The 23,920-nt window shown below is 67.8% G+C and carries 20 protein-coding genes; 11 read left to right on the top strand and 9 right to left on the bottom strand.

The annotated features are described in order from the left end of the window. Nucleotides 1-121 precede the first annotated feature (121 nt). On the bottom strand, nucleotides 122-688 hold the full coding sequence (locus K7711_RS26955; RefSeq protein WP_222972261.1) for a dihydrofolate reductase family protein: 567 nt from the start codon (nucleotides 686-688) through the stop codon (nucleotides 122-124). Nucleotides 689-783: 95 nt separating this feature from the next. On the opposite strand from K7711_RS26955, the gene K7711_RS26960 reads away from it, so the two are divergent. Next, nucleotides 784-2,106 (top strand): family 1 glycosylhydrolase, encoded by a 1,323-nt coding sequence (locus tag K7711_RS26960; protein WP_222972262.1) that lies wholly within the window; start codon nucleotides 784-786, stop codon nucleotides 2,104-2,106. A gap of 55 nt (nucleotides 2,107-2,161) precedes the next feature. Here the strand turns inward: K7711_RS26960 and K7711_RS26965 are convergent, their stop codons facing one another. Next, complete coding sequence (locus K7711_RS26965) at nucleotides 2,162-3,223, bottom strand: alpha/beta hydrolase (protein WP_222972263.1); 1,062 nt, start codon at nucleotides 3,221-3,223, stop codon at nucleotides 2,162-2,164. A gap of 109 nt (nucleotides 3,224-3,332) precedes the next feature. Further along, nucleotides 3,333-3,989: a transcriptional repressor LexA gene (gene lexA / locus K7711_RS26970; protein ID WP_222972264.1), complete on the bottom strand. Its 657-nt coding sequence runs from the start codon at nucleotides 3,987-3,989 to the stop codon at nucleotides 3,333-3,335. 105 nt (nucleotides 3,990-4,094) lie between these two features. Here lexA and K7711_RS26975 point away from each other — a divergent pair, with 105 nt between their 5' ends. After that, nucleotides 4,095-5,816: a GMC oxidoreductase gene (locus K7711_RS26975; RefSeq protein ID WP_222972265.1), complete on the top strand. Its 1,722-nt coding sequence runs from the start codon at nucleotides 4,095-4,097 to the stop codon at nucleotides 5,814-5,816. Between the two features lie 26 nt (nucleotides 5,817-5,842). Here K7711_RS26975 and K7711_RS26980 read toward each other — a convergent pair whose 3' ends face one another. Beyond that, complete coding sequence (locus K7711_RS26980; protein ID WP_222972266.1) at nucleotides 5,843-6,928, bottom strand: TerD family protein; 1,086 nt, start codon at nucleotides 6,926-6,928, stop codon at nucleotides 5,843-5,845. Between the two features lie 140 nt (nucleotides 6,929-7,068). On the opposite strand from K7711_RS26980, the gene K7711_RS26985 reads away from it, so the two are divergent. From K7711_RS26985 to K7711_RS27005, 5 genes are all read left to right on the top strand, one after another. After that, complete coding sequence (locus tag K7711_RS26985; protein ID WP_235747860.1) at nucleotides 7,069-7,632, top strand: DUF2599 domain-containing protein; 564 nt, start codon at nucleotides 7,069-7,071, stop codon at nucleotides 7,630-7,632. Nucleotides 7,633-7,896: 264 nt separating this feature from the next. Continuing rightward, nucleotides 7,897-9,108 carry an aminotransferase class V-fold PLP-dependent enzyme gene (locus K7711_RS26990; protein WP_308014964.1) on the top strand — a complete coding sequence of 404 codons (1,212 nt, stop codon included), beginning with the start codon at nucleotides 7,897-7,899 and terminating at the stop codon, nucleotides 9,106-9,108. Next, nucleotides 9,105-10,385 carry a heavy-metal-associated domain-containing protein gene (locus K7711_RS26995; RefSeq protein ID WP_222972267.1) on the top strand — a complete coding sequence of 427 codons (1,281 nt, stop codon included), beginning with the start codon at nucleotides 9,105-9,107 and terminating at the stop codon, nucleotides 10,383-10,385. Before K7711_RS26990 ends, K7711_RS26995 begins: the two co-directional genes overlap by 4 nt. Continuing rightward, complete coding sequence (locus tag K7711_RS27000; RefSeq protein ID WP_222972268.1) at nucleotides 10,382-11,908, top strand: alanine racemase; 1,527 nt, start codon at nucleotides 10,382-10,384, stop codon at nucleotides 11,906-11,908. The genes K7711_RS26995 and K7711_RS27000 overlap by 4 nt, the downstream gene beginning before the upstream one ends. Then, nucleotides 11,908-13,248 (top strand): pyridoxal-phosphate dependent enzyme, encoded by a 1,341-nt coding sequence (locus K7711_RS27005; RefSeq protein ID WP_222972269.1) that lies wholly within the window; start codon nucleotides 11,908-11,910, stop codon nucleotides 13,246-13,248. Before K7711_RS27000 ends, K7711_RS27005 begins: the two co-directional genes overlap by 1 nt. A 13-nt stretch (nucleotides 13,249-13,261) precedes the next feature. Here K7711_RS27005 and K7711_RS27010 read toward each other — a convergent pair whose 3' ends face one another. After that, on the bottom strand, nucleotides 13,262-14,719 hold the full coding sequence (locus K7711_RS27010; protein ID WP_308014965.1) for an FtsW/RodA/SpoVE family cell cycle protein: 1,458 nt from the start codon (nucleotides 14,717-14,719) through the stop codon (nucleotides 13,262-13,264). 210 nt (nucleotides 14,720-14,929) lie between these two features. Continuing rightward, nucleotides 14,930-15,136, bottom strand: coding sequence for a hypothetical protein (locus K7711_RS27015; RefSeq protein ID WP_222972271.1), 207 nt, complete (start codon nucleotides 15,134-15,136; stop codon nucleotides 14,930-14,932). Between the two features lie 252 nt (nucleotides 15,137-15,388). Here K7711_RS27015 and K7711_RS27020 point away from each other — a divergent pair, with 252 nt between their 5' ends. Next, on the top strand, nucleotides 15,389-17,260 hold the full coding sequence (locus K7711_RS27020; protein ID WP_222972272.1) for a Na+/H+ antiporter: 1,872 nt from the start codon (nucleotides 15,389-15,391) through the stop codon (nucleotides 17,258-17,260). 23 nt (nucleotides 17,261-17,283) lie between these two features. Continuing rightward, on the top strand, nucleotides 17,284-17,910 hold the full coding sequence (locus K7711_RS27025) for a TetR/AcrR family transcriptional regulator (RefSeq protein ID WP_222972273.1): 627 nt from the start codon (nucleotides 17,284-17,286) through the stop codon (nucleotides 17,908-17,910). Between the two features lie 146 nt (nucleotides 17,911-18,056). Here the strand turns inward: K7711_RS27025 and K7711_RS27030 are convergent, their stop codons facing one another. After that, the gene (locus K7711_RS27030) at nucleotides 18,057-18,812 is read right to left on the bottom strand and encodes a TetR/AcrR family transcriptional regulator (RefSeq protein WP_222972274.1); all 756 of its coding nucleotides are present in this window, start codon (nucleotides 18,810-18,812) and stop codon (nucleotides 18,057-18,059) included. Nucleotides 18,813-18,866: 54 nt separating this feature from the next. Between K7711_RS27030 and K7711_RS27035 the strand changes: the two genes are divergently transcribed. Together K7711_RS27035 and K7711_RS27040 are read left to right on the top strand one after the other, a co-directional pair. Continuing rightward, nucleotides 18,867-20,348, top strand: coding sequence for an MFS transporter (locus tag K7711_RS27035; protein WP_308014966.1), 1,482 nt, complete (start codon nucleotides 18,867-18,869; stop codon nucleotides 20,346-20,348). 100 nt (nucleotides 20,349-20,448) lie between these two features. Next, nucleotides 20,449-21,816 carry an aspartate aminotransferase family protein gene (locus tag K7711_RS27040; RefSeq protein WP_222972275.1) on the top strand — a complete coding sequence of 456 codons (1,368 nt, stop codon included), beginning with the start codon at nucleotides 20,449-20,451 and terminating at the stop codon, nucleotides 21,814-21,816. Nucleotides 21,817-21,820: 4 nt separating this feature from the next. Here the strand turns inward: K7711_RS27040 and K7711_RS27045 are convergent, their stop codons facing one another. Both K7711_RS27045 and K7711_RS27050 read right to left on the bottom strand, forming a co-directional pair. Next, nucleotides 21,821-22,153 carry an SDR family NAD(P)-dependent oxidoreductase gene (locus K7711_RS27045; RefSeq protein WP_235747861.1) on the bottom strand — a complete coding sequence of 111 codons (333 nt, stop codon included), beginning with the start codon at nucleotides 22,151-22,153 and terminating at the stop codon, nucleotides 21,821-21,823. A gap of 109 nt (nucleotides 22,154-22,262) precedes the next feature. Further along, entirely contained in the window at nucleotides 22,263-23,819 is a 1,557-nt protein-coding gene (locus tag K7711_RS27050) for a DHA2 family efflux MFS transporter permease subunit (RefSeq protein ID WP_222972276.1), read from the bottom strand. Between the last annotated feature and the right edge of the window lie 101 nt (nucleotides 23,820-23,920).

A 23,920-nucleotide genomic window follows, 5' to 3' on the forward strand; every position in this document is an offset into this window, starting at 1 on the left:
CAGGGCCATTGACGAGCTATCGGGGGAAGTCGGGGGAATTATCGGGCCAGGTGTCTGTTTTCACCCGGGGAACCCCGCGACCTTCGAGTCATCGTGCGCCCGCGGGGCGTGCCCGGCTGTGTCAGTCGCGTTTCGCCTCGTAGCGCAGCAGGACCGTGCCGCCCGGGAAAGTGCGGTTCTCCAACAATCGCAGGGAGATCCATGACGGCAGTGTCGGGAAGAACGGGGTGCCGCCGCCCACGGCGGTGGGCGTGATGACGATCCGGTACTCGTCCACCAGTCCGGCCTGCACGATCGGTGCGGCCAGCGTCGCGCCGCCCACCTCCAGCCTGCCGTCGGTTTCGGCTTTCAGTCTCCTCACCACCTCGACCGGATCGCCGCGTTCCAGGCGAGAGTTCCAGTCGACCGACTCCAGGGTGCGTGAGAACACAACCTTGGGCATATCGCACCAGATGCGGGCGAAGTCGACGATCAGCGGGCCGGCGTCCGGAGCCTTGTCAGCGGTCGGCCAGTACGCGGACATCAGTTCGTAGAGCCGCCGCCCGTAGAACGACAGAGCGGTCTCCCGCTCGAAGTCGTTCCAGTACTGGTGCAGTTCTTCGCTCGGATCGGACCAGTCGATGTTGCCTTGCGCGTCGGCGATGTACCCGTCCACCGACACGTTGAAGCCATAGATGAGTTTGCCCATGACAGATCAGACTGCGCCGGAGGGCAAAACTCATCGCGACGCGACACGCGTACCAGCGCCACGGATTTCAGCTATCTCACAGCTACGCTTGCTCGATGGGACAGTCGAGTCGGCGGCAGATCCTCACCGCGGGTGTCGCCGCCACGGCGGCCCTGTTCGCGCCCGGCAACGCCTCGGCCGCGCCGCCACCAGCACCGGCGGGCGGGGTGCCGCCACTGGGGGACGGATTCCTGTGGGGCGTGTCCTCCTCGGGCTTCCAGACCGAAGGTCATGCGGCGGATAGCAATTGGACCCGGTTCATCAGCGCGGGTAAGGCCGATCCCTGCCTGGAGGCGGTGCGGTTCTGGGATTACTACGCCGACGACGTCTCCCATGCCGCACAGCTGGGCATCAAGGTCTATCGCATCAGCGTCGAATGGGCCCGGGTGCAGCCGAATCCGGGCAGTTGGGACGAGGGGGCGCTGATCGCCTACGACGGCATCGTGGATGCGATCGTGCGGGCGGGGCTGCGACCGATGCTCACCCTCGATCACTGGGTGTATCCGGGATGGGCGGCCGCGCGCGGCGGCTGGCGGCATCCGGACATGGTGCGAGACTGGCTGGCCAATGCCCGGAAGATCGTGGACCGCTATGCATCTCGCAATCCGCTCTGGGTGACGATCAACGAACCGCTCGCCTACATCGGCACCGAACTGCGCATCGGCGCACTGCAGCAGAGCGATGCGATCCCCATGCGCGATCGACTCGCCCAGGCGCACAACGAGATCTACGATCACATCCACCAGGTCCGGCCCGATGCGATGGTGACCAGCAATCTCGGCTTCGTCCCGGGCGCGGAGACCTCGGTGAATCAGCCCTTCGTCGACAAGGTCGCGAACAAACTCGACTTCCTGGGCGTGGACTACTATTTCGGCCCGGATCCCGGGACCACTGCCGCGGGCAGTTCGGCGGGTGCGCCCGGTATGTGGCAGCTACCCCTGCAAACCGAGGGCATCTATTACGCACTTCGCCACTACGCCAAGCTTTTTCCCGGCAAACCGCTGTACGTCGTCGAGAACGGGATGCCGACCGAGAACGGCAAACCCCGCCCGGACGGATACACCCGAGCGGATCATCTGCGCGACACGGTGTACTGGCTGCAACGTGCCAAGGCCGACGGGATGAACCTGCTCGGATACAACTACTGGAGTCTGACCGACAACTACGAATGGGGCAGTTACACACCACGTTTCGGCCTCTACACGGTCGATGTGACCACCGATCCGAGCCTGACCCGCAAGCCCACCGACGCCGTCGCGGCCTATCAGGCCATCACCCGCGCCGGAGGCGTGCCCGCGAACTATCGTCCGACCCGCGCACCCCTGCCCTGTTCGAAGGTGGATCCACCGGACAGCTGCAACCAGCCCGTCGTCGTGTAGCGGGCCCACGACAACGCCCCGCCGCGGATGCGACGGGGCGTTCGAGGTGAGTTGCTCAGGCGGGCAGGCCCAGGCCCTTGGCCAGGACCGGCCACGACCGGAGCAGATCATCGTGCCAGTAACCCCACGAGTGGGTGCCGGTCGCGGTGAAGTCGTAGGTCGCCGGAATGCCCAGCTGATTCAGCTTGGCCTGCAGGTTGTGGCTGCATCCGTTGACCGCCGCCTCGATGACGCCGCCGATGATCAGCTGATTGGCCAGGCCGCCCGCACCCGGCAGCGCGTAGCGGCCGTTGAGCGTGTCGTACTTGCCCGGCAGCCCGGAACCGCTGGAGATGAACAGGTTCAGCCCGCGCAGCTGGTCGGCGTGCACGTACGGGTCGTTGGCCGCCCACATCGGATCGTTCTCCGGGCCGTACATGTTCAGCGTGTTGCCGCCGCCCCAGACCTCGGTGGCCATGTTCACGAACCGGTATCCGACGGGGTCACTGATCTGCGCGCAGCCGCTGTAGGCGGCCACCGACTTGTACAGACCGGGCTTGGCGATCGCCAGCGCCAGCACCGAGGTGCCCGAGGTCGACAGACCCGCGATGGCGTTCACGCCCGTGGTGCCCAGCGCGCCGTCGACGATCGGCGGCAGTTCCTGGGTGAAGAACGTCTTCCACTTGTTCACCCCGAGTGTCGGGTCCGGCGCCCGCCAGTCGGCGTAATAGCTCCACGCACCACCGACCGGCTCCACCACGTTGACGTTCTTGGTGGCCAGGAATTTCAGCGCCTCGGGAGCCTGCGCGTCCCAGCTCGCGCTGTCCTCGCCGCCGCCCGCGCCGTTGAGCAGATACAGCGTCGGACGCGCCACGGACGCGTCGGCGGGACGCTGCACCTCCACGGTGATGGGCTTGTTCATCGCCGCGGAGAACACGCTCAGCTTCAGGTGCGTGGCATCGACGACGCTGAATCCGGTCAGCTTGGAACCGTCCTGGGATACCGGCTTGGCCAGCGGGCTCTTCGAAGTGATCAGCGGATCGCTCGACGCGGCGGCAGGGCCTGCCGCGACCACGGTCGACAACCCCGCGAAAAGGGCTGCCGCGGCAGCCGTTGCGATCCGAATCCCGCGCCTCATGCGCACCTCCGTTACGAACTCAAAGCGATGCCCCGGACGACATGACGCCCGGAACTGTAGTTGACCGGCTATCGTTTGGCGAACCAGACATGTTTCAGATTGTGTGGCATCACATACGCCGCATCACCGAAACAACCTTGCCCAGAACCACCGCCTCGTCGCCGTCGATGACCGAATAGGCCGGATTGCGCGGTTCCAGGTAGACGTGCCCGTTGCGCCGCCGGAACACCTTCACCGTGGCCTCGCCGTCGATCATCGCGGCGACGATCTCGCCGGTCTGGGCGTCGGGCTGACGGCGCACGACGACGATATCGCCGTCGCAGATCGCGGCGTCGATCATCGAATCACCGCGCACCCGCAGACCGAACACCGTGCCGCGGCCGACCAGCTGCCGGGACAGGGTCAGCGTGTCCTCGGCGTGCTCCTGCGCCAGAATCGGCGTACCGGCCGCGATATCGCCGACCACGGGCACCTCGACCGCGTGCTCGTCGCGCTCGGGCGCGGCGGCGGACCGCAGGAACAACCGCACGTCGATCGGCCGCGACACGGATTCGCTGCGCCGCAGGAAACCTTTGTCCTCCAACGCTTTCAGATGCCGGGACACGGTCGAGGTGGAGCGCAGCCCCACCGCCTGACCGATTTCGCGAGTGCTGGGCGGATAGCCGTGCCGCACCACCGAATCCCGGATCGCCGCGAGGATCCGCTGCTGGCGGGGCGGCAGAATCGAGGTGTCGAGGTGCTCGAAGGCGTCGTCGTATCCGGTCACCCGGGAATCCTATGCGGCGCCGGGTGACGGACTCTCGCGCCGCCGTAACCTACCGAGGAGTAACGTAACCTCGGTCACCGGCGACACCATGCAAGGAGCAAGACCATGACCCAGCGGGACACCGATTTCGACGTAGTGATCGTCGGCTCCGGATTCGGCGGGAGTGTCACCGCGTTACGGCTGGTCGAGAAGGGTTACCGGGTCGCGGTGCTGGAGGCCGGACAACGCTTCACCGACGACGAACTGCCCAAGACCAGCTGGGATCTGCGCAAGTTCATCTGGGCGCCCAAACTCGGCTGTCTGGGCATCCAGCGCATCCACCTGCTTCGCGATGTGCTGATCCTCGGGGGTGCCGGCGTCGGCGGCGGCTCGCTCAACTACGCCAATACTCTCTATGTGCCGCCAGCGCCGTTCTTCGCCGATCCGCAGTGGCGCGAGATCACCGACTGGCAGAGCGAGCTGACGCCCTATTACGAGCAGGCCCGCAAGATGCTCGGCGTGGTGCAGAACCCGCACATGACCCCCGCCGACGAGGTGTTCAAACAGGTCGCCGACGAGATGGGATTCGGCGACACCTTCGTGCAGACACCCGTGGGCGTGTTCTTCGGCGAGGCCGGAAAGACCGTCCCGGACCCGTATTTCGGCGGTGTGGGTCCCGAGCGCACCGGCTGCCTGGAATGCGGCGAATGTATGACCGGCTGCCGCCACGGCGCCAAGAACACCCTGGTGAAGAATTACCTGTATCTCGCAGAACAGGCCGGGGCGCAGGTCTTTCCGCTCACCACGGTGAGCGCGGTGCGGCCACTGCCCGACGGCTCCTGGGAGATCGGCACCGAGCGGACCGGGGCGTGGTTCCGTAAATCGCCGACCACGCTGACCGCCTCGCACGTGGTACTCGCCGCCGGTACCCGCGGCACGCAGCAGCTGTTGTTCGCCATGCGGGACAAGGGAATTCTGCCCGCGCTCTCCCCGAAGCTGGGCCAGCTGACCCGGACCAATTCCGAATCGATCGTCGGCGCGGCCACCCGGGCGGTGGATCCGGATCGCGATTTCACCCGCGGCGTGGCCATCACCTCCTCGATCCATCCGACCGCCGATACGCACGTCGAGCCGGTGCGGTACGGCCACGGCTCCAACGCGATGGGTCTGCTGCAGACGCTCATGGTCGACGGCGGCGGCCGCATCCCGCGCTGGCTGCGATTCCTGCTCGAGGTGCTCAAGCATCCGGTGCGGCTGATCTCGATGCTCACCGTCCGGAACTGGAGTGAGCGCACGATCATCTCGCTGGTCATGCAGAATCTGGACAACTCGATCACCACCTACACCAAACGGGGTCTGTTCGGCCGGCGCACGATGAGCTCGAAACAGGGGCACGGACAACCGAATCCGACCTGGATCCCGGTCGGCAACGAGGTGACCCGCAAGGTCGCCGACACCATCGGCGGTATCGCCGGCGGCAGCTGGGGCGAGGTGTTCAATATTCCGCTCACCGCGCACTTCCTGGGCGGCGCGCCGATCGGGGCGGACGCCGAGCACGGCGTGATCGACCCGTACCACCGGGTCTACGGATACCCGACGCTGAGTGTGGTCGACGGCGCCGCGGTCTCGGCCAACCTCGGGGTGAATCCGTCCCTGACCATCACCGCCCAGGCCGAACGCGCGGCGGCCCTGTGGCCGAACAAGGGTGAGAAGGACACGCGGCCCGAGCAGAGCGAGGGGTATCAGCGCATCTCCCCTGTCGCACCGCACAATCCGGTCGTGCCCGCCTCGGCTCCCGCGGCGCTGGTGCTGCCGATCGTCCAGATCACCGGTCGCGACAGCGCCTGAGGTTCCGAACGAACGCCCGGACCGGTCTACAGATACCGGATGACTTGCGGGACCGCCTCGACGGGATGGGTGGCCTGGATCGGCACGCCGATCGAGGCCATCCGCCAGGTGCCGCCGTCGCGATAGACCTTCGCGACGATCATGCCGGTGTGCGCACCTCCGGCACGCAGATTGCCGTGCACCAGCTGCATTCCGGTGACGCCGTCGTCCATGCGCCAGAACGCTTCGCGGACTCGTTCGAAGGTGTGGCCCTTGTAGGAGGTCACCACGAACACCACCGCGGTGACCTGCTGCGGCAGCCGCGCCAGATCCACGGTGATGGTCTCGTCGTCACCGGCCCCGCTGCCGTCGACGTTGTCGCCCGAGTGTCGCGCCGCGCCGCTGCGGGAGGCCAATTGCAGGAAAGCCGCGGCGTCGACCACCCGGTGACCGGCGAATATCAGGGCCGACGCGTCCAGGTCGACCTCCACTTTGCGCGAACCGCGCCCGCGCACCGGATCCCAGCCCAGCGCCATCTTCACCAGCGTCAACTCACCGTTGCGCACGTGATGCAGGGACACCTCCTGGCCCGGATGCAGTTCCGCGGGACCGCGATAGCCCCCGGCGTCCTGCCCCGGCGCGCTGACGGGCACGCCGTGCCCGGTCACCAGCGCGTCGAATCCGGCGTCGTAGCCGTCCCCGAGCATTCGTATCTGCCAGGCGGCGCCGATCCGATCCAGATCCAGCGCGACGACCACGCCCTCCCGGCTCAGCCCGTCGATGACGTACTCGTACAACGGATTTCCGCCCGGACCCTCGATCCGCAGGATCGGCGGCGCGAAGTCGCCGAAATGGGCCTGCTGATCGCGCAGGTTCAGCACCACCCGCACGTGGTCGACATCCCTTGGCAGCGAGCGCAATTCGATCGCCACGCCGGGCCACTGGCCGGACGTCAGGCGCACGCCGGGCCCGGCGCTCTGGTTGAAGAAGATCAGATCGCGCTCACCGCGGACCCTTCCGGCCGAATTCAACAGCAGCGCCGACACATCGATCGCCTCGCTGTGTTGCACGGACACGGTGAGGTCCCCGACTGTCAGATGGTCGATCTGTCCCTTGGTCAGCTGTGCGGCCACCCGACCATGGTACGTCGAGAGCACCGAGCTGTCGGGCAGGACGGACATGCCCGGCCCGGCGACACCGGAGCGCCGGATCGCCCGCGTGACCCGCGCGGTACCGTTGCGGAGCGGGACGGAACCATCGAAGGGGGCCCTGGATGAGGTGTGGCATCGCACCACCGCTCATGTCGGCGCTGGCGGCAGTGGCACTGTTGACCAGCGGTTGCGGCGCGGCCGACGAGTCCGAGCCGGTGGCGGTCGGCACCGTCCCGTCCTCCGCGTTGCACGCGCCTGCCGCGGCCCCGGCCTCGACCCCCGCGAACCCGGCCGTGAGCACTCCGGCCAACACCGCCGACACCGGGACCAGCACCGCCGCGGGAGTTCCGAGCACCGACCCGTATCCGAACACCGCGCTCATCGACCACACCCAGTGGACCGACGATTCGGACGGACGCCGCCTGCACGTCTACCCGACGGCGGCGGGCCGGGACGACTGGTTCCCGGCCGCGCTGAACCGCGCCTGGGGCGAGGTCCTGAAAGACGCGCCCGACGCCGATACTCCGGGCATGTACGACCAGTTCCAATGCCATTGGCAATGGGCACGGCTGGTCTCACCGAACAAGCCGAGCTGGAATCTCGAGCCGTGGCGGCCCGCGGTCGGCTACGACGCGACGGTGCAGGCGCTGTGCAATCCCGGCGGTCCCGACCCCGCGGGAAAGTGATCCGGCAACCGGATCGTGGCCCGGTGCGCCGGGCCGCTGACCGGGCCTGACGAAAGTCGTTGTCGGCGACAATCTTCGAACAACTCGCCGAATGTGCGTATCGTTGAACGAGTCGGAGCGTACGAGCCGAAGGGAGCGTCGCGTTTGCGGTCAGCTGTATCCGGGTCTGTTCCCGCTCCGCATCCAGCGGTCCGGGCTCCCTCGCCGATCCCGCCCGGGTCCGGGCCGACACCGCCACCGCCGGAACCGATCTCACCGGAGGCGGTGCGCCGGTTGTTCCCCTCGGTCACCGCGGCAACCGAGGTCTATCTGGACAGCGCCTCGACCACGCAGAAGCCCGCGCCGGTGATCGCGGCGGTCGAGGGCTATCTGCGCGAACGCACCGCCAATGCCGGTCGCGGCACCTATCCGTGGGCCACCACCCTCAGCGGCGCCATCGAACACGTCCGGGCGCAGGCCGCGGCGCATCTGCGCGCCGCACCCGAGGAGATCGTCTTCACTCCCGGGGCCACCGCGGGCCTGAATGCCGTGGCGCTGAGCTGGGGTCTGGCCAATCTCGAGGACGGCGACGAGATCCTCTACAGCCCACGCGATCACGCCTCGAACGTGTATCCCTGGTTGCACCTGCGCGACACGCTGGCCCGATTCGGCCGCCACATCCGGCTGATCCCCTACCAGGTCACCGAACTCGGCGAGGCCGACACCGTGGACATCGCGGCCCGGCTGTCCCCCCGAACCCGGCTGATCACCGTGAGCCACCTGCATCACGTGTTCGGCGCGCTGAACACGCTCGAAGAATTGCGCGGCCGGCTCGATCCGCGCATCCTGCTGTGCTTCGACTGCAGCCAGAGCGGCGGACATCTGCCGATCGAGGTCACCGAGTTGCGCGCGGACTTCGCGGTCCTGTCCGCGCACAAGATGTTCGGCGCGCCCGGGACCGGTGTGCTCTACTGCTCGCGGCGCGTGCACGAGCATCTCGTACCGTTCCTTCCCGGTGGGAATTCCGGTGTTGCACCGACTGATTCGAGTCTGGAATATGCCAGGATGCCCGAACGACTCGAGGGTGGCACCCACAACATCCCCGGCATCCTGGCCATCGGCGCGGCGCTGAACGTCCTGGACGAGATCGGCCTGGATGTCATCGCCGAGCACAATCGGGTGCTGACCCGTCGGCTCATCCACGGCCTGCGCCCGCTGCCCGGACTCGAGTTCACCCCTGGCCCGGCGCACGCGCCCTGCGAGATCGGTTACGGCACAGTGTCGTTCACGCTCGCTGGGATCGGTTCGACGGATCTGGGATTCGTCCTGGCCGAGGCCGGATTCCTGGTTCGCACCGGCGCGCACTGTGTGCCGCCCGCCGATGGCCGGGCCGACGCGGATTCGGTCCGGGTCAGCACGCACATCTACACCACCGCCGACGATATCGACCGATTCGTCGACACGCTCGCCGCGATCGCCAGGGAGGTCGGACCATGACACTCAGCCCGCCACACCCCCGTTACGATCGGCGTGCGGCCTCGCGCGTCCTGGCCGCACTCGCACGTCCCGGGCTGTTCGACCGGTTCGCACCCGCGACCGTGACGCGAATCGACTACACCCGCGCGGTGATGCGTCCCGAAGCCGACAGCCATCTGACGCTGTCCCAGCGGATGTATCTGGAAAGCTTCATGCGGCCGTGCCGTCCCGACCAGGTCACCAGCGCCACCCATCGGATCGCCTGGACCGACAGCGACGGCATCCCCAACACCGGACACGTCCGCACCGGTGGTCTCGGGCCGATCGTGCCGATCGCCACCCGTGAGGCCGTGCTGGTGCTGTGGCGCGCTCTGGAGGCCGATGCCGCACTGGCCGAACGCATCTCGGCGCTGACCGAAGCCGATCGCGAGGTCCTCGAAGGCACCACGACCGATCACGATCCGCTCGATGTGTTCCGAGTCGGCATCGAGGCCACCGGGCGGGCGCTGGCCCAGCACGCCCTGCTCGCGCACACCACGCCCTATCGCACGCCGGTCGAATTCGCTTGCGGCCTGCGCGATTCGGGTGTCTTCGGCGCGGTCGCCACGCGCTGGTTCTGGGAGTTGCAGGCCTCCACCTATCGGCGCGGGATGATTCCGGTGAGTTTCGCGGCCCAGCCCGATGGCACCGTCCGCTACACCCCCGACACCGTGGCCACCCTGCGCGCGATGAAGGACGCCACCATCGCCGACGCGCACGCGGTGATGCGCCGCGCCACCAGCGTGGAGGGATTGTCGGTGCCCTCGGCGATCGAGAAGTACCACGACGAACTGGATCTCATCTCCCGCCAGTACGCGCTGCTGCCGCCCGGGGCCCGCCCCGCGTGTCTGGCCGCCATGCCGCATCGGCTCGACGGCGAGCACTACAGCGTGCTGCCGATGGTGGTGGATCGTCTCGTGGATCTGTTCGTCGCGATCGTGCCGCAGTTGACCGTCACCCAGATTCCCGACGACGCCGCGCCCGGTGACGGTGAGCTCGACGCGGAGAACCAGGTGTTCCACGTCCCGGATATGAACTGCAAACATTGTGTGCGCACCATCACCGGGGTATTGGAGTCCATGCAGATCCGGGTGCACGACGTCGATCTGATCAGTAAGCGGGTCGTCGCGGAGTTCCGCAGTCCGCGCAATCGCCACCGCGCCTTCGAGGCGTTGCGCGACAGCGGCTACAACCCCACCCATGCCGCGCCCGCCGTGGCACTGGCGCAGAATGCCGCGCTGCCCGAGACCGCCCGATGAACGCACCGGCCCCCGGACTGCCGGCGAAGGTCCATCCGCTGGTGCGGGCCTTCCTGAATACTCCCGATGCGGTGCAGGACGCCGTGGCGCGGTTCGGCACGCCCGCCCATCTGCTCTTCCCGCAGGTGTATACGGCGAATCTGAGCCGGTTGCGATCGGTGCTGGACGCGCACCTGTCCCGACACCGGATCTGTTACGCGCACAAGGCGAATCGCTCGCGCGCACTGCTGCGCACTGCCGAGCAGGCCGGTATCGGGGTCGATGTCGCCTCACCGCAGGAGTTGTCCGCGGCGCTGGGCGTCGGATTTTCCGCGGCGCGGATCGAGGCGACCGGTCCGAAAGGTGAGCGGTTCCTGCGCGAGCTTCTCGACGCCGGGGTGAGCGTCAATGTGGACAATCTCTGGGAGTTGGCACGCCTGGCAGAACTTGCCGACGACAGTGCGAGAGTTCCTGTGCTGCTGCGTATCTCGGGCTTCCGGAACAGTGCGGTGAGCCGGTTCGGCATCGCGCTGTCCGAGGCCGAGGAGGCATTGCGGCTGCTCTCGGCGCATCGTACCCGGCTCGACCTGCGGGGCCTGGCCTTCCATATCGATTCCGGGGAACCGGGCGAACGTCTGCGTGCCGCCGAGTCCTGCCTGGAGCTGATCGAACTGGCCTACTCCTACGATCTGACCCCGTCGGTGCTCGATATCGGGGGCGGATTCCGGCAGGTGTTCACCGCGGACGCCGATCGGTTCGACGCCTACGTGCTGGCGCTGCGCGAGGCGCTGGTGGGTCGCGGTGAGCCGATGGCCTGGGGCGGCAACACCTTCGGCTATCAGATCGACGGCGCCCGCGCGCACGGCACGCCGGTGTTCCACAAGTACGCCAACACCGTGCCCGCCACCCGCATGCTCGACGAGTTGCTCGCCGCGCCGCTGGAGGGACACGGCGGCCGGACTTTCGCGCAGATCGTCACGGAGAACCTGCTCGAGATCTGGCTCGAGCCCGGTAAGGCGCTCGTCGATCACGCCGGAATCACCATTGCGCGTGTCGAATTCGTCAAGCGGGCCGCGGACGGCAGCGTGCTGGTCAATCTCGATCTGTCGCGCGATTCGGTCACCCCGGCCGATCAGGAGGTCATGGTGGATCCGCTGGTGCTGCCCGGCGCCGATCGCCCCGGGCTGTTCGGAACCGGCTGCGCCGCAGCGGATTCGGGCGATGTAGCAATGGAGCAGGAACGGGTCGGAGTGTATTTCGCCGGAAGGCTGTGCCTCGAGCGCGATCTCATCACCAATCACAAGGTGTGGCCCGAGATCCTGCCGCAGCCCGGGGATCTGGTGGTGTTCCCGAATACCGCCGCGTATCACATGGATCTGTCGGCCGCCTCGGCCGCGATGCACGAACCGCCGCCCAAACTCGCCGTCGTCCACGACGGGGACGGGTTCCGGATCTGTCGTGATGCCGAATACGAGCCCGCCGCCGATCGGCCCGAGCACTCCGTGCTGGAAGCGTCGAGCATTGCCGCGGACGGGGTCGCCTGATGCGCTACGACCACATCACCGAACTCATCGGCAACACGCCGCTGCTGCGTCTGGATCCCGCCGTGCACGGGCTCGAGAACGTCGACCTCTACGCGAAACTGGAGTCCTGCAACCCGTTCGGTTCGGTCAAGGACCGAGTGGCCTGGGGCATGATCCGCGACGATCTCGACGACATCGCCGCCCGGGGGCAGACGCTCATCGAGGCGTCCAGCGGCAACACCGCCAAGGCGCTGCGCATTCTGGGCGCGATGCGCGGGGTCGGCCTGCATGCGATCACCAACCGCATCAAGGTCGGTGAAGTGCGGGACCTGTTGCAGTTGTTCGACACCAAGATCGAGGAACTGCCCGGCCTGTCCGAATGCCCGGACCCGACCACCCCCAACGACGTGTACTCGGTCATCGAATCGACGATGGCGAAACATCCTGGCGCATACCATCATCCGTCCCAGTACACCAACGAGAAGAATATCGAGGCGCACTATCACGGCACGGGCCGCGAGATCCACGAGGACCTCGACGGCGCGGGCGTCGATTATCTGATCGGCGGACTCGGCACCACCGGTTCCACCCGGGGTACGGCGAGCTATCTGCGCAAACACAATCCCGAATTGCGCGCTGTCGCAGTGGTGTCCGAACGCACCGACTTCATCCCAGGTATCCGTTCGGAGACCGAGATGTGGGATGTGGGGCTGTTCCAGCCCGACTTCTACGACCGCATCATGACCGTCACCGCCGCGAGCGCGATCGAGGGCACCCTCGAGCTGGCCACCGGCTACGGCATCCTGGCCGGGCCGACCAGTGGTGCGACCTACGCCGCGGCGATCGACCATCTACGGACGGTGGATCGCTCGGCCGCCTCCCCGGGCACACCGGTGGTCGCGGTCGTGATCGTCTGCGATCGGATCGAGCCGTACCTGTCGTACATCAAGAAACGTCGTCCGGATCTGTTCGGCCGCAACGATTCCCGTGCCGCCGCACCCGATGCGCAGGAACTGGCGGCGGTGCCCGTGCTGAGCCCCGACGAGCTCGAACGCCTAGATGCGCGCGCCGACGGCGCGGCCCAGCCCGTCATCGTCGACACCCGGGGCGCGATGGCCTACCGGATCGGGCACGTCCCGGGCTCGCTCAATATCCGCGACGATCAGCTGGAAGATATGTTCTCCCAGGGTATCCCGTTCTCCCGGACCCGGCCGCTGGTGTTCGTGTGCCCGGTCGGCGAGGTGTCCCGGCGGTTCGCGGCGCGGGCCCAGCGGGCCGGTTACGACGCGAGCAGCCTGGAGGGCGGCATCGTCGCCTGGCGCGACGCCGGAAAAACCCTCGAGGGCTCGCCGCGCGGGTGAAGCCGGCCGCGGATCAGTGCTGTGGGTTCTGCGGCCGGGCGATGTGTTCGGTCATCGCGTCGGCGATCGGAGCGACCGGTGGCGGCGCGGGCGGCGGGGCACTGCGCGCATCGTGCGAGATGCGGATCAGCAGCGCGATGATGATGTAGTTGGCCAGCAGCGAGGATCCGCCGTAGGACATGAACGGCGTGGTCAGACCCGTCAGCGGAATCAGTTTCGTGACGCCGCCGACCACCACGAACAGCTGCCAGCCCAGCGAGAACGCCAGCCCGCCGCCGAGCAGTTTGCCGAACGAGTCGCGGGTGGTCAGCGCCGCGCTGAAACCGCGCAGCGTGATGATCATGAACAGGATGATCACCGCGGTCAGCCCGAACAGGCCCAGTTCCTCGCCGATCGTGGCGATGATGAAGTCGGTCTTGGCGAACGGCACCTCCTGCGGTCGCCCCGCGCCCAGCCCGGCGCCCCACAGACCGCCGGTGCCCAGACCGAACAAGCCCTGCGCGATCTGGAATCCGTTGGTGTAGTAGGTCGCGAACGGGTCCTCCCACACCTGCACACGCACCCGCACGTGGGCGAACAGGTTGTACGCGATGATCGCGCCGACGGCGAACATCGCGATCCCGATCAGCAGCCAGGACGCGCGCCGAGTCGCGATGTACACCATCGCCAGCACGGTCCCGAACACCAGCAGCGAGAATCCCAGGTTCTTCTCGTAGACCAGCACGAGCACCGCCAGCAGCGTCACCAGCAGCAGCGGACCCAGATCGCGCAATCGCGGCACGGTGAACCACAGCACCTTCTTGCCCGCGGTACTGAACAGATCGCGGTTGGCCACCAGGAATCCGGCGACGAAGATCAGCAGCAGCACCTTGGCGAACTCACCGGGCTGAATCGAGAAGCCGTGGAACATGATCCAGCTCTTGCCGCCGTTGACCTCACTGAACTTGGACGGCAGCACCGCGGGCACCAGCAGTGCCACCACACCGGCCAGACCGCAGGTGTACGCGTACCGAGCGGGCTGGCTGTGATTGCGCACGAACGCCAGCACCGCGGCGAACAGCGCGATACCCACCGCGGTCCAGATCAGCTGATGCGCGGCGTCCGAGGAGGGCGCGGGCTCGCCCAGTGACGCCGCGGTCGTCCGCTCGGCCCGGTCGAGCCGATCGATGATCACCAGCCCCAACCCGTTGAGCAGCACCACGCACGGCAGGATCACCGGATCCGCCTTGGACGCCAGCACCCGCACGGCCAGATGCGCCAGCAGGGTCAGCACCACGAAGACCGACAGCGACCAGCGCAGCGAATCCGCGCCGCCACCGGTGGCCGCGGACATCGCCAGTGCCGCCACCGCCACGATCACCACGGCCCCGATGCACAGCACCAGTTCCGCGCGACGCGGATTGCGACGGCCGATCGGCCCGGACACCGTGACTATCGGCCCCGAACCGGTGTTCTCCCGCGACGCACTCACAACTCCACCTCGCAACCCCTCGCCTCCCACATGTGCGCGGCACACGGTACCCATCGATCACCGGCCGATCCACCCGCGCTCGGCCCCCACACCCGCCGCACGCGCTGCCTGCATACCTGACCCGCGAACCCACTCACGACTCCACCTCGCCGGCGCTCAGCACCTTCGTGCGCGCCGCGCACCGCGTCAACCGCTGCCTCTCGCGCACGCTCACGCCACCACCCCACTGGCGCTCGGCGTCGTCGTGCGCCGCGCGCACCGCATCGACAGCTCACTCGAAAGCTCGCTCACGACTCCACCCCATCGGTGGGCTCCGCGCCACACGGCCGACTCGCTCACGACCCGCATCTCACCGACGCCGGGCGTGGCAGGACGCCGGGCGTGCTGTCTTTCCGGTTCGCTCGCAACCTCGCTCACGTCCACCAGTATGCGGGTGCGGTCGGACACGTCGTACAGGAGACACCTCCCGCACACGCCTGTCACCGAGCGGATTGCCCAGGTACGCCACCGGCACACCTGCGGCACGAGTCCGGTCCGTGGCGGCGACACGGACCCGCGTGGCACCTCGCACCGACCATGCGCAGCGCATTCGCCCGCCGGGATCGTCGGGGCCGATCCGTGCCCACGCGAACACCGACCGCGCCGACCGGTTTGCCCGACTGGCAGGATATGAGGGTGCATATCGCATTCGGACTGGTGACGCTGGCCGCGGTCACCGTGGGCCTGGCGGCCCTCGCCCGCCGAGTCGGCATGGCCGAACCGCTGATCCTCACCGTCGCCGGAATCGGCGCGTCCTATCTGCCGTTCGTGCCCGAGATCGACATCGATCCCGAGATGGTGCTGCTCGGTCTGCTCCCGCCGCTGGTCTACACCGCGGCGATCAGCACCTCGCTGGTGGAGTTCAAACCCAAGAAGCTCTCCATCGGACTGCTGTCGGTCGGACTGGTGCTGTTCACCACCTTCGCCGTCGCGGCCGTGGTGCACGCGCTGCTGCACATCCCGTTCGCCGCCGCGGTGGCGATCGGGGCGATCGTGTCCCCACCGGATTCGGTGGCGGCCACCGCCATCGCGCGCCGGGTGGGCATGCCCCGGCGCATCGTGACCCTGCTCGAAGGCGAGGCGCTGTTCAACGACGCGACCGCACTGGTGGCGCTGCGGACCGCGGTCGCGGCCATGGCCGGTGCGTTCAGTGTGTGGCAAGCCGGGGGCGATTTCCTGTGGTCCGCGATCGGCGGCGCGGCCATCGGCATCGTCGCGGCCGGAGTGCTGGCGCTGCTGCGCCGCCGCATCATCGATCCGGTCCTGGACACCAGCCTGTCGCTGATCGCCCCGTTCGCGGCCTATCTGCCCGCCGAGGCCGCGCACGCGTCCGGCGTGATCGCGGTCGTGGTGTGCGGGCTGATCCTGGGCCAGGGCGCGCCGGTGTGGCAGACCGCGGCCTCGCGCATCGCCGAACGCACCAATTGGCGCACCATCCAGTTCATCCTGGAGAACGCGGTGTTCCTGCTGATGGGCCTGCAGGTCCGGCACATTCTCGAGGACGCCTGGTCCAGCGGCCTGGACCACACCACCCTGCTGCTGACCTGCGCCGCGGTGCTGGTGACCGTGGTGCTGGCCCGGCCGATCTGGGTCTATCCGGCCACCTATTTCGCCTGGTGGGTCGAATCGCGCCCGCGCGGTAAGCCCGCACCGCCCTGGACCAGCCCGACGGTGGTGTCCTGGGCCGGTATGCGCGGTGTGGTGACCCTCGCCGGTGCGTTGCTGTTGCCTTCCAGCACACCGGAATTGGCCACCCTCAAACTGCTCGCGCTGGTGGTCGTGGGCGGCACCCTGCTGCTGCAGGGTGTCTCGCTGCCCCTGCTGGTACGCGTGCTGCGGCTGCGCGGGCCCAGTCGCGCCGAGGATGCCCTGCAGGAGGCCAATCTGCTGCAGCAGGCCACCACGGCGGGGCTGGCCGCGCTGGAGGAGAACATCGTCGCCGAGACGCCTCCGGAAGTCGTTGCCGCACTGCGAGATCGGGTCGAACGCCGGGTATTCGCGGCCTGGGAGCAGCTGGGTCGCGCGGAATCGGTGCGGATCACCCCCAGCGGGGAGTACCGGCGGCTGCGCCTGGCGATGCTGGCCGCCGAGCGCGAAGCCGTACTGCGCGTACGCGATTCGGGCACCCTCGATCACGAGATCCTGGACCGCGTGATGGGTGTGCTCGATATCGAGGAGTCCACCATCGACCGGGTCGCCGAGGGCGACGATCTGCCGCCGGATCCGCTGCGCGGCCCGGCCGTCGGCGCGTGTGAACATCTGCGCGAGGCGCCGCACATCCCGGTGCCGGATCTGCCCGAGGTCTGCGCCGAATGTCTCGCCGAGGGGCTGACCTGGGTACATCTGCGAATGTGCCTGTCCTGCGGGCATGTCGGATGCTGCGACTCCTCGGTGGGCAACCACGCCAGCCGCCATTTCGCCGAGACCGCGCATCCGGTCATGCGCAGCGTGGAGCCGGGCGAGAAGTGGCGTTGGTGCTATATCGACGAGCTGCTCGGCTGAGGATTCCCGTTAGGGTTGTGCTCGTGCATTCAGGTCAGGACTCCCCCGGTCCCGAGCCCCGCATCTGGGGCGGGACCACCCTCACCGAACGTCGCGAGGCCCGCCGGACCGCGTTGTTCGAAGCCGCGCTGGATCTGATCGGCGAATCCGGTGCGGCCGGGGTCACCATGCGCGCGGTCTGTCGCCGCGCGGGACTGACCGACCGCTACTTCTACGAGAGCTTCACCGATCGCGACGATCTGCTCGACGTGCTGTACCGGCAGGTGGCCACCGAATTCCTGGAACCGATGACCGCCTTCGCCGTCGCCGACGATCCCGAGCGGATCCGCGCGCTGGCCGAGGCGCTCATCGACACCGTGTTGCAGGATCCGCGCAAATCGCGGCTGTTCCTGGTGGAGCCGTACTCCTCGACCGGTCTCGGGCAGACCACCATCGCGGTGATGCCCGCCTTCACCCGGTTGATCCAGGATCATCTGTTCACCCATATCGCCGATCCCGCGCAGCGGCGCCTGGCCGCGGTCACCATGGCCTCGGGCAATGCCGGGATGTTCTCGGCCTGGTTGAACGGCAGGTTGCGCGCGACCCGGGAACAACTGGTCGATCACGTCGTGGAGACCATCTCCGCGTACCGAACGATGTACCGTAGCTGAGCACCATCTCCGATACCCGCCATTCGGCTGACCTACCGGTAGCCTCCGGCGCGGGAGAGCGCGCTTCTCCAGATCGGGAGTACGCACACGACCCGCTCGCCACATCGCCCAGCACCGATGCGCCCGAATCCTCTACCAGCACAGCATCATCGGTGTTCGGGCACGCCGTTGTCCGCCGGCTTCCCGGAAGACTCCGGAACGCCCGCGGCCGCGAGCCGGGCCGCCAGACCGTCCAGCAGGCACAGCAGGGCGAAGTCGAAGGCCATGGCGCGCGCGGCCTCGGGATCCATCTCGACTGTCTGCCGGAAGTCCGCGCGCATCTCCGGATAGTCCGCGGCGACTCGCTCCACCACGTCCACCATGGTGGCGGGGTCGTATCTGCCGTCCTTGCTCACCTGACGGATACCGATCTCCGGAATGACCTGTCCCAGAACGAAACCCATCAGCGTGCCACTGGCCAGATAGACGTCCACACCGGTGAATCCGGCGCGCACGAACGCCCGGCGCAGCCGATCGCTCATGGCGAACGCGTGCGGCCCGGCCATCGGCATCCGGCCGAGCAGATTCGCCAGCCACGGATGTTCGAGCAGCACGACCCGCAGTCCGTAGGCCGTGCTGGTGGTCACCTCGCGCCACGTCGCACGGTCCGGGTCGGGAACCTCGACCAGCCCCCAGACCTCGTCCATGGCCAGTTCCAGTAGTTCGTCCTTGTTCGCGACGTACCAGTACAGACTGGTCGCCCCCGCACCCAGCCGGGCGCCGAGCTTGCGCATACTCAGCGACTCGAACCCTTCGGCGTCGAGCATCTCCACCGCCGCCGCGACGATCTGCTCCCGACCGAGCCCGGAGCTTCTGGGGCGGCGCGGCTCACGCGCCCATACCGAGGTGAATGGCTTGGTCACGGCACCCACCTTAATTCACTCGCACGCCGTTCGAGATTATCGTACGCTGTGCGAGTGGAATCGAACGCTGTACCAGAACCGGCGGACACACAGGTCCGCGATCCGCGCCGCTGGTGGATTCTGGTGGTGCTGTGCCTATCCCTGCTGGTGCTGATGATCGACGGCACCGTGCTCAATATCGCCATCCCGTCGCTGATCCGGGACCTGAACGCCACCCCCGCGGACGTTCAGTGGATCCTCGACGCCTACATCCTGGTCTTCGCCGGACTGCTACTGACCGCGGGCAGTCTGTCCGACCGATTCGGCCGACGCCGAATGCTCATCACCGGCCTGGCCGTCTTCGGCGCGGCCTCACTGCTCGCGGTCCTCGCCGACGCGCCGTGGCAGGTCATCGCGGCGCGCGCGGCGATGGGCGTCGGCGGATCGCTGCTGATGCCCTCGACCCTGTCCATCCTGATGACCACCTTCGCCGAGGACGAGCGGCGCAAGGCCATGGCGGCCTGGTCGACGGTGTCGATGGTCGGCATCGTGCTCGGCCCGACGCTGGGCGGCCTACTGCTGCAACACTTCTGGTGGGGTTCGGTGTTCCTGCTGAACATCCCGGTCGCGGTGATCGCGATCGTGGCCGCGGTGGTGCTGATGCCCGAGACCCGCGGGGAGCAGCGTCCGGTCGATCCGGTCGGGGTCGTGCTCTCGATCGTCGCGCTGACCTCCGCGGTCTACGTGATCATCCAGCGGGAGTGGAACATTCCGGTGATCGCGCTGGCCGTCCTGGCCGGAGCGGGATTCGGCTGGTGGGAGCACCGCTCCGAACATCCGATGCTGCCGCTGGGCGTGTTCCGGAACCGGGATTTCACCGGCACCTGCCTGACCCTGCTGCTGATGGTCTTCGGCATGGGTGCGGTGCTGCTGATCCTGACCCAGTATCTGCAGTTCGTCCTGGGCTACGGACCGATGCGAGCGGGCTGGGCGCTGCTGCCTTACGCGGTGGCGGCCGCGGTGTTCAACGGCCTGGGCGCGACGCTGGGCAAGACGGTGAGCAACAAGACGCTCATCGTCGCCGGACTCACGGTGATGGCCGGCGCGTTCGCGGTGCTGGCCAATGCGGACAGCTATCCGTGGGTGCTGGCCAGCATGATGATCATGGGCATCGGCGGCGGCCTGGCCGGTCCGGCGGCCTACTCCTCGATCCTGAACGCCATCCCCGTCGAACATGCCGGGGTCGGCTCGGCCATGAACGACACGCTCCAGCAGGTCGGGCAGGCGATCAGTATCGCGGTGATCGGCAGCGTCCTGGCCGGGGTGTACACCGCGCACATGCCGGCCGAGGCTCCGGCCGCGGCGCGTGAATCCATCGGCGCCGCATTCCACTTGGGCCTGGTCGGTCCGGCGAAGTCCGCGTTCACCGCCGCCATGTCCACCGGTTCGTGGATCAGCGTCGGATTCTGCCTCGCCGCGGCGGCCCTGGGCCTGATCCTGCTGCGGGGCCATCGGCCCACACCGGCCGAGGAACCCGAGAGCACCCCGGTCGCCTAGCAGTACAGCTATGCCGCACGGGCACAGGGAATCTCACCCTGTGCCCGTGGCGGATCCGATCGGTGTACCTCTGCCCTGCTCGACCCGTACCGTCGAGGCCATGAGTTCCTCCACCTCCGATACCCGGGCGTTCGAGTCTTCCCCGGACCCGGCCGCGCGCGCCGAGGCCGAACGTCATCTCGTGCGTTACGCCGGGCATGCGGACTTCGTCGGCGAGATCATCACCCGCGCCGCCGGAAGTTTCCTCTACACCCGGGACGGCCGGAAGATCCTGGATTTCACCTCCGGTCAGATGAGCGCGATTCTGGGACATTCGCATCCGGAGATCGTGGACACCGTCCGACGCCAGATCGGCGAACTGGACCACCTCTACAGCGGCATGCTCAGCCCGCCGGTCATCGATCTCGCCGCCGGACTGGCCGCCACTCTGCCCGCACCACTGGAGAAGGCGCTGCTGCTGACCACCGGCGCGGAGGCCAATGAGGCCGCGATCCGGATGGCCAAGCTGGTCACCGGCGGGCACGAGATCGTCTCGTTCGCGCGGTCCTGGCACGGGATGACCCAGGCCGCGGCCGGAGCGACCTACAGCGCGGGCCGCCGTGGATACGGCCCGGCCGCACCCGGCAATTTCGCCCTGCCGGTCCCGCACGCCTACCGGCCCGATATCACCACGGCCACCGGCGAACTGGATTGGCGACGGCAGCTGGATCTGGGTTTCGATCTGATCGACGCCCAGTCCACCGGCAGCCTCGCGGCCTGTCTGATCGAGCCGATCCTCAGCTCGGGCGGGATCATCGAACCGCCGCTGGGATACCTGACCGCCCTGCGGGACAAGTGCCGCGAGCGCGAGATGCTGCTGATCGTGGACGAGGCGCAGACGGGTCTGTGCCGCACCGGATCCTGGTACGCGTTCGAGCGCGAAGGCGTCGTGCCGGACATTCTCGTGCTGTCCAAGACACTCGGCGCGGGACTGCCGCTGGCGGCGGTACTCACCTCCGCCGAGATCGAACAGCGGGCGCACGATCGCGGATTCCTGTTCTTCACAACACATGTCGCCGATCCGCTGGTCGCCGCGGTCGGCAACACCGTGCTCGAGGTGCTGCGGCGCGACGGTCTGGACGCGCGGGCCGCGCACCTCGGGGCGATCCTGCGCGCGGGCCTGGAAGAGCTCGGGCAGCGGCATGCGGTGGTCGGCGACATCCGCGGCCGCGGCCTGCTCGCCGGTCTGGAACTGGTGCTGGACCGCGAGACCAAACAGGGTTCGGACGAACTCGGCGCCCTGGTCACCCGCCGCTGCCTCGAACTGGGCCTGCACATGAACATCGTGCAGCTACCCGGTATGGGCGGCGTCTTCCGGATCGCCCCGCCACTGACCGCCACCGAAGACGAACTCGCCCTGGGCCTGTCGATCCTGGACACCGCGATCGGTGACGCGGTCGCTGCGCTCGGAGTCCGCATCGGGAGCTAGAGGGTCAGGACCGCGCGAACGCCCCGACCATCGGCATGCCACACCGATTCGGCCTCGGCCGGGGCGCCCGGCGCACGTCGATGACCGGATAGCGGTCGAGCAGCCGCCCCGCCAGTTCCCGCACGTCGTCGAGCCGGGCGAAATCGGCGACGAACGGCTCCGCTCCGATCCGCTCGGCCACCTCGACCGTCCGTTGCGGCGAGCGGCCGACCACCGCGACCGTCGCACCGCGCGCCGCCAGTTTCGCCGCCGCCGCGGCGCCGACACCCGAACTCGCACCTGTCACCACGACCGTGCGGCCGGTCAGATCCGGCCCGGCCGTTTCCTGCGCCACCATGCGCTGTCCTTCCATTCCCGCAATCCCACGAGGCCGCCCGAAAGGCACTCCATCGCAGGCACGCCCGCCTCCCGACAGTGTCGGGAGGCGGGCGCTCGATCCGAAACGCTCAGTGCCCCATCATTATCGGAGCATCGGACGAATCCTGCGGGACGGGCGGTTTGACCTTCGGCAGGAAGTACGCCGGGATCAGCGTGATCACGACCAGCACCACGGCCACCACGAAGGTGTGCGCGAACGCCGCGGAGGCCTGATCGAATCCGGTGGCCAGGGCGCCCGGCGGCAACTGCTTGGCGATCGCCGGGTTGAAGTGCGAGGCGATCGCCGCCTGCGCCAACGGCTTGCTGTTCAGCAGGTTCGTCAGCACCACCGACATCACCGCGGTGCCGATCGAGCCCGCGGTCTGATTCACGATGTTCATCAACGTCGTCCCCCGCGCGACCTGCGCATGGGTCAATGTCTGGATGGCGGCGGTCATCACCGGCATCATGGTGCAGCCCATGCCCAGCCCCATCACGAACAGCGCCGCCATCAGCAGCGGATAGGAGGTATCGGCGTGCAATTGGGTGAGGAACAGCGTGCCGATCGCGATGACGACCAGACCCGTCATCACGATGCGCCCGGGACCGATCTTGTCCACCAGTCGTCCGGCGATCGGCATCGTGAGCATCGCGCCCAATCCCTGCGGCGCGATCAACAGTCCGGCGTGCAGCGGCGTCAGACCGCGCACCTGCTGCAGATAACTGGGCAGCAGCAGACTCGCACCGAAGAACGCGATCGCGAAGAACACCATGGTCAGCACCGCGAAGGTCAGCGAACGGTTCCGGAACAGGTGCACATCGATCAGCGGATGGTCGGTTCGCAACGCGTGCAACACGAACGCCACCATCAACACCAGCCCGATCACCGCGGGAATCAACACCCGCGCCGCGAGCACGGTGTGCTTCTCCGGAATCGAGGAGACCCCGAACAGGAACAGCGCCAGGCCCGGCGAGGCCAGCAGCATGCCCACGAAGTCGAACGCCTCGGACGGTTCGGGCCGGTCCGGGGCGAACACCACGTAGGACAGGATCAGCGACAGCGCGCCGATCGGGACGTTGATCAGGAAGATCCAGTGCCACCCGGCCATACCGAACCAGTGCACATCGATCAGCCAGCCGCCCAGGATCGGGCCCAGGATCGGCCCCAGCAGCATCGGCACGCCGAGCACGGCCATCACTCGGCCGATCCGCTGCGGACCGGCCGCATGGGTCATGATCGTCATCCCCAGCGGCATCAGCATGCCGCCGCCGAGGCCCTGGATCACGCGAAAAGCGATGAGCGACTCGATGTTCCATGCGGTGGAGCACAGCAGCGAGCCGAGGACGAAGAAGGTCAACGCCATCATGTAGAGGCGTTTGGTGCCGAATCGGTCCGCCGCCCAGCCGGTCAGCGGAATAACGGTGGCCAGTGCGAGCGTGTAGCCGGTCATCGACCAGGCGGCGATCGCGTAGCTGGCGTGGAATGTGTTCTGGAACGTGGGCAGAGCGATGGTGACGACGGTGATGTCGAGGATCGACATGATCGCGCCGAGCACCACGACACCGGCCACCTTCAACACGCTCGCATCGAGCTTGTCGGAGGTCGGATCCGGCTGCGCGGCCTGACTATCCGGAGGTGTGGTCACCGTTTCAGCCTTGCACGGACACGCCCGGATGACCAGCGTCAATTTTCCGCGAGTGGGGACGTCGGCACGCCGGTCGATAATTCGGTTCTACTCGGCAATAC

The organism is Nocardia coffeae, from assembly GCF_019890715.1.
Taxonomy (GTDB): Bacteria; Actinomycetota; Actinomycetes; order Mycobacteriales; family Mycobacteriaceae; genus Nocardia; species Nocardia jiangxiensis.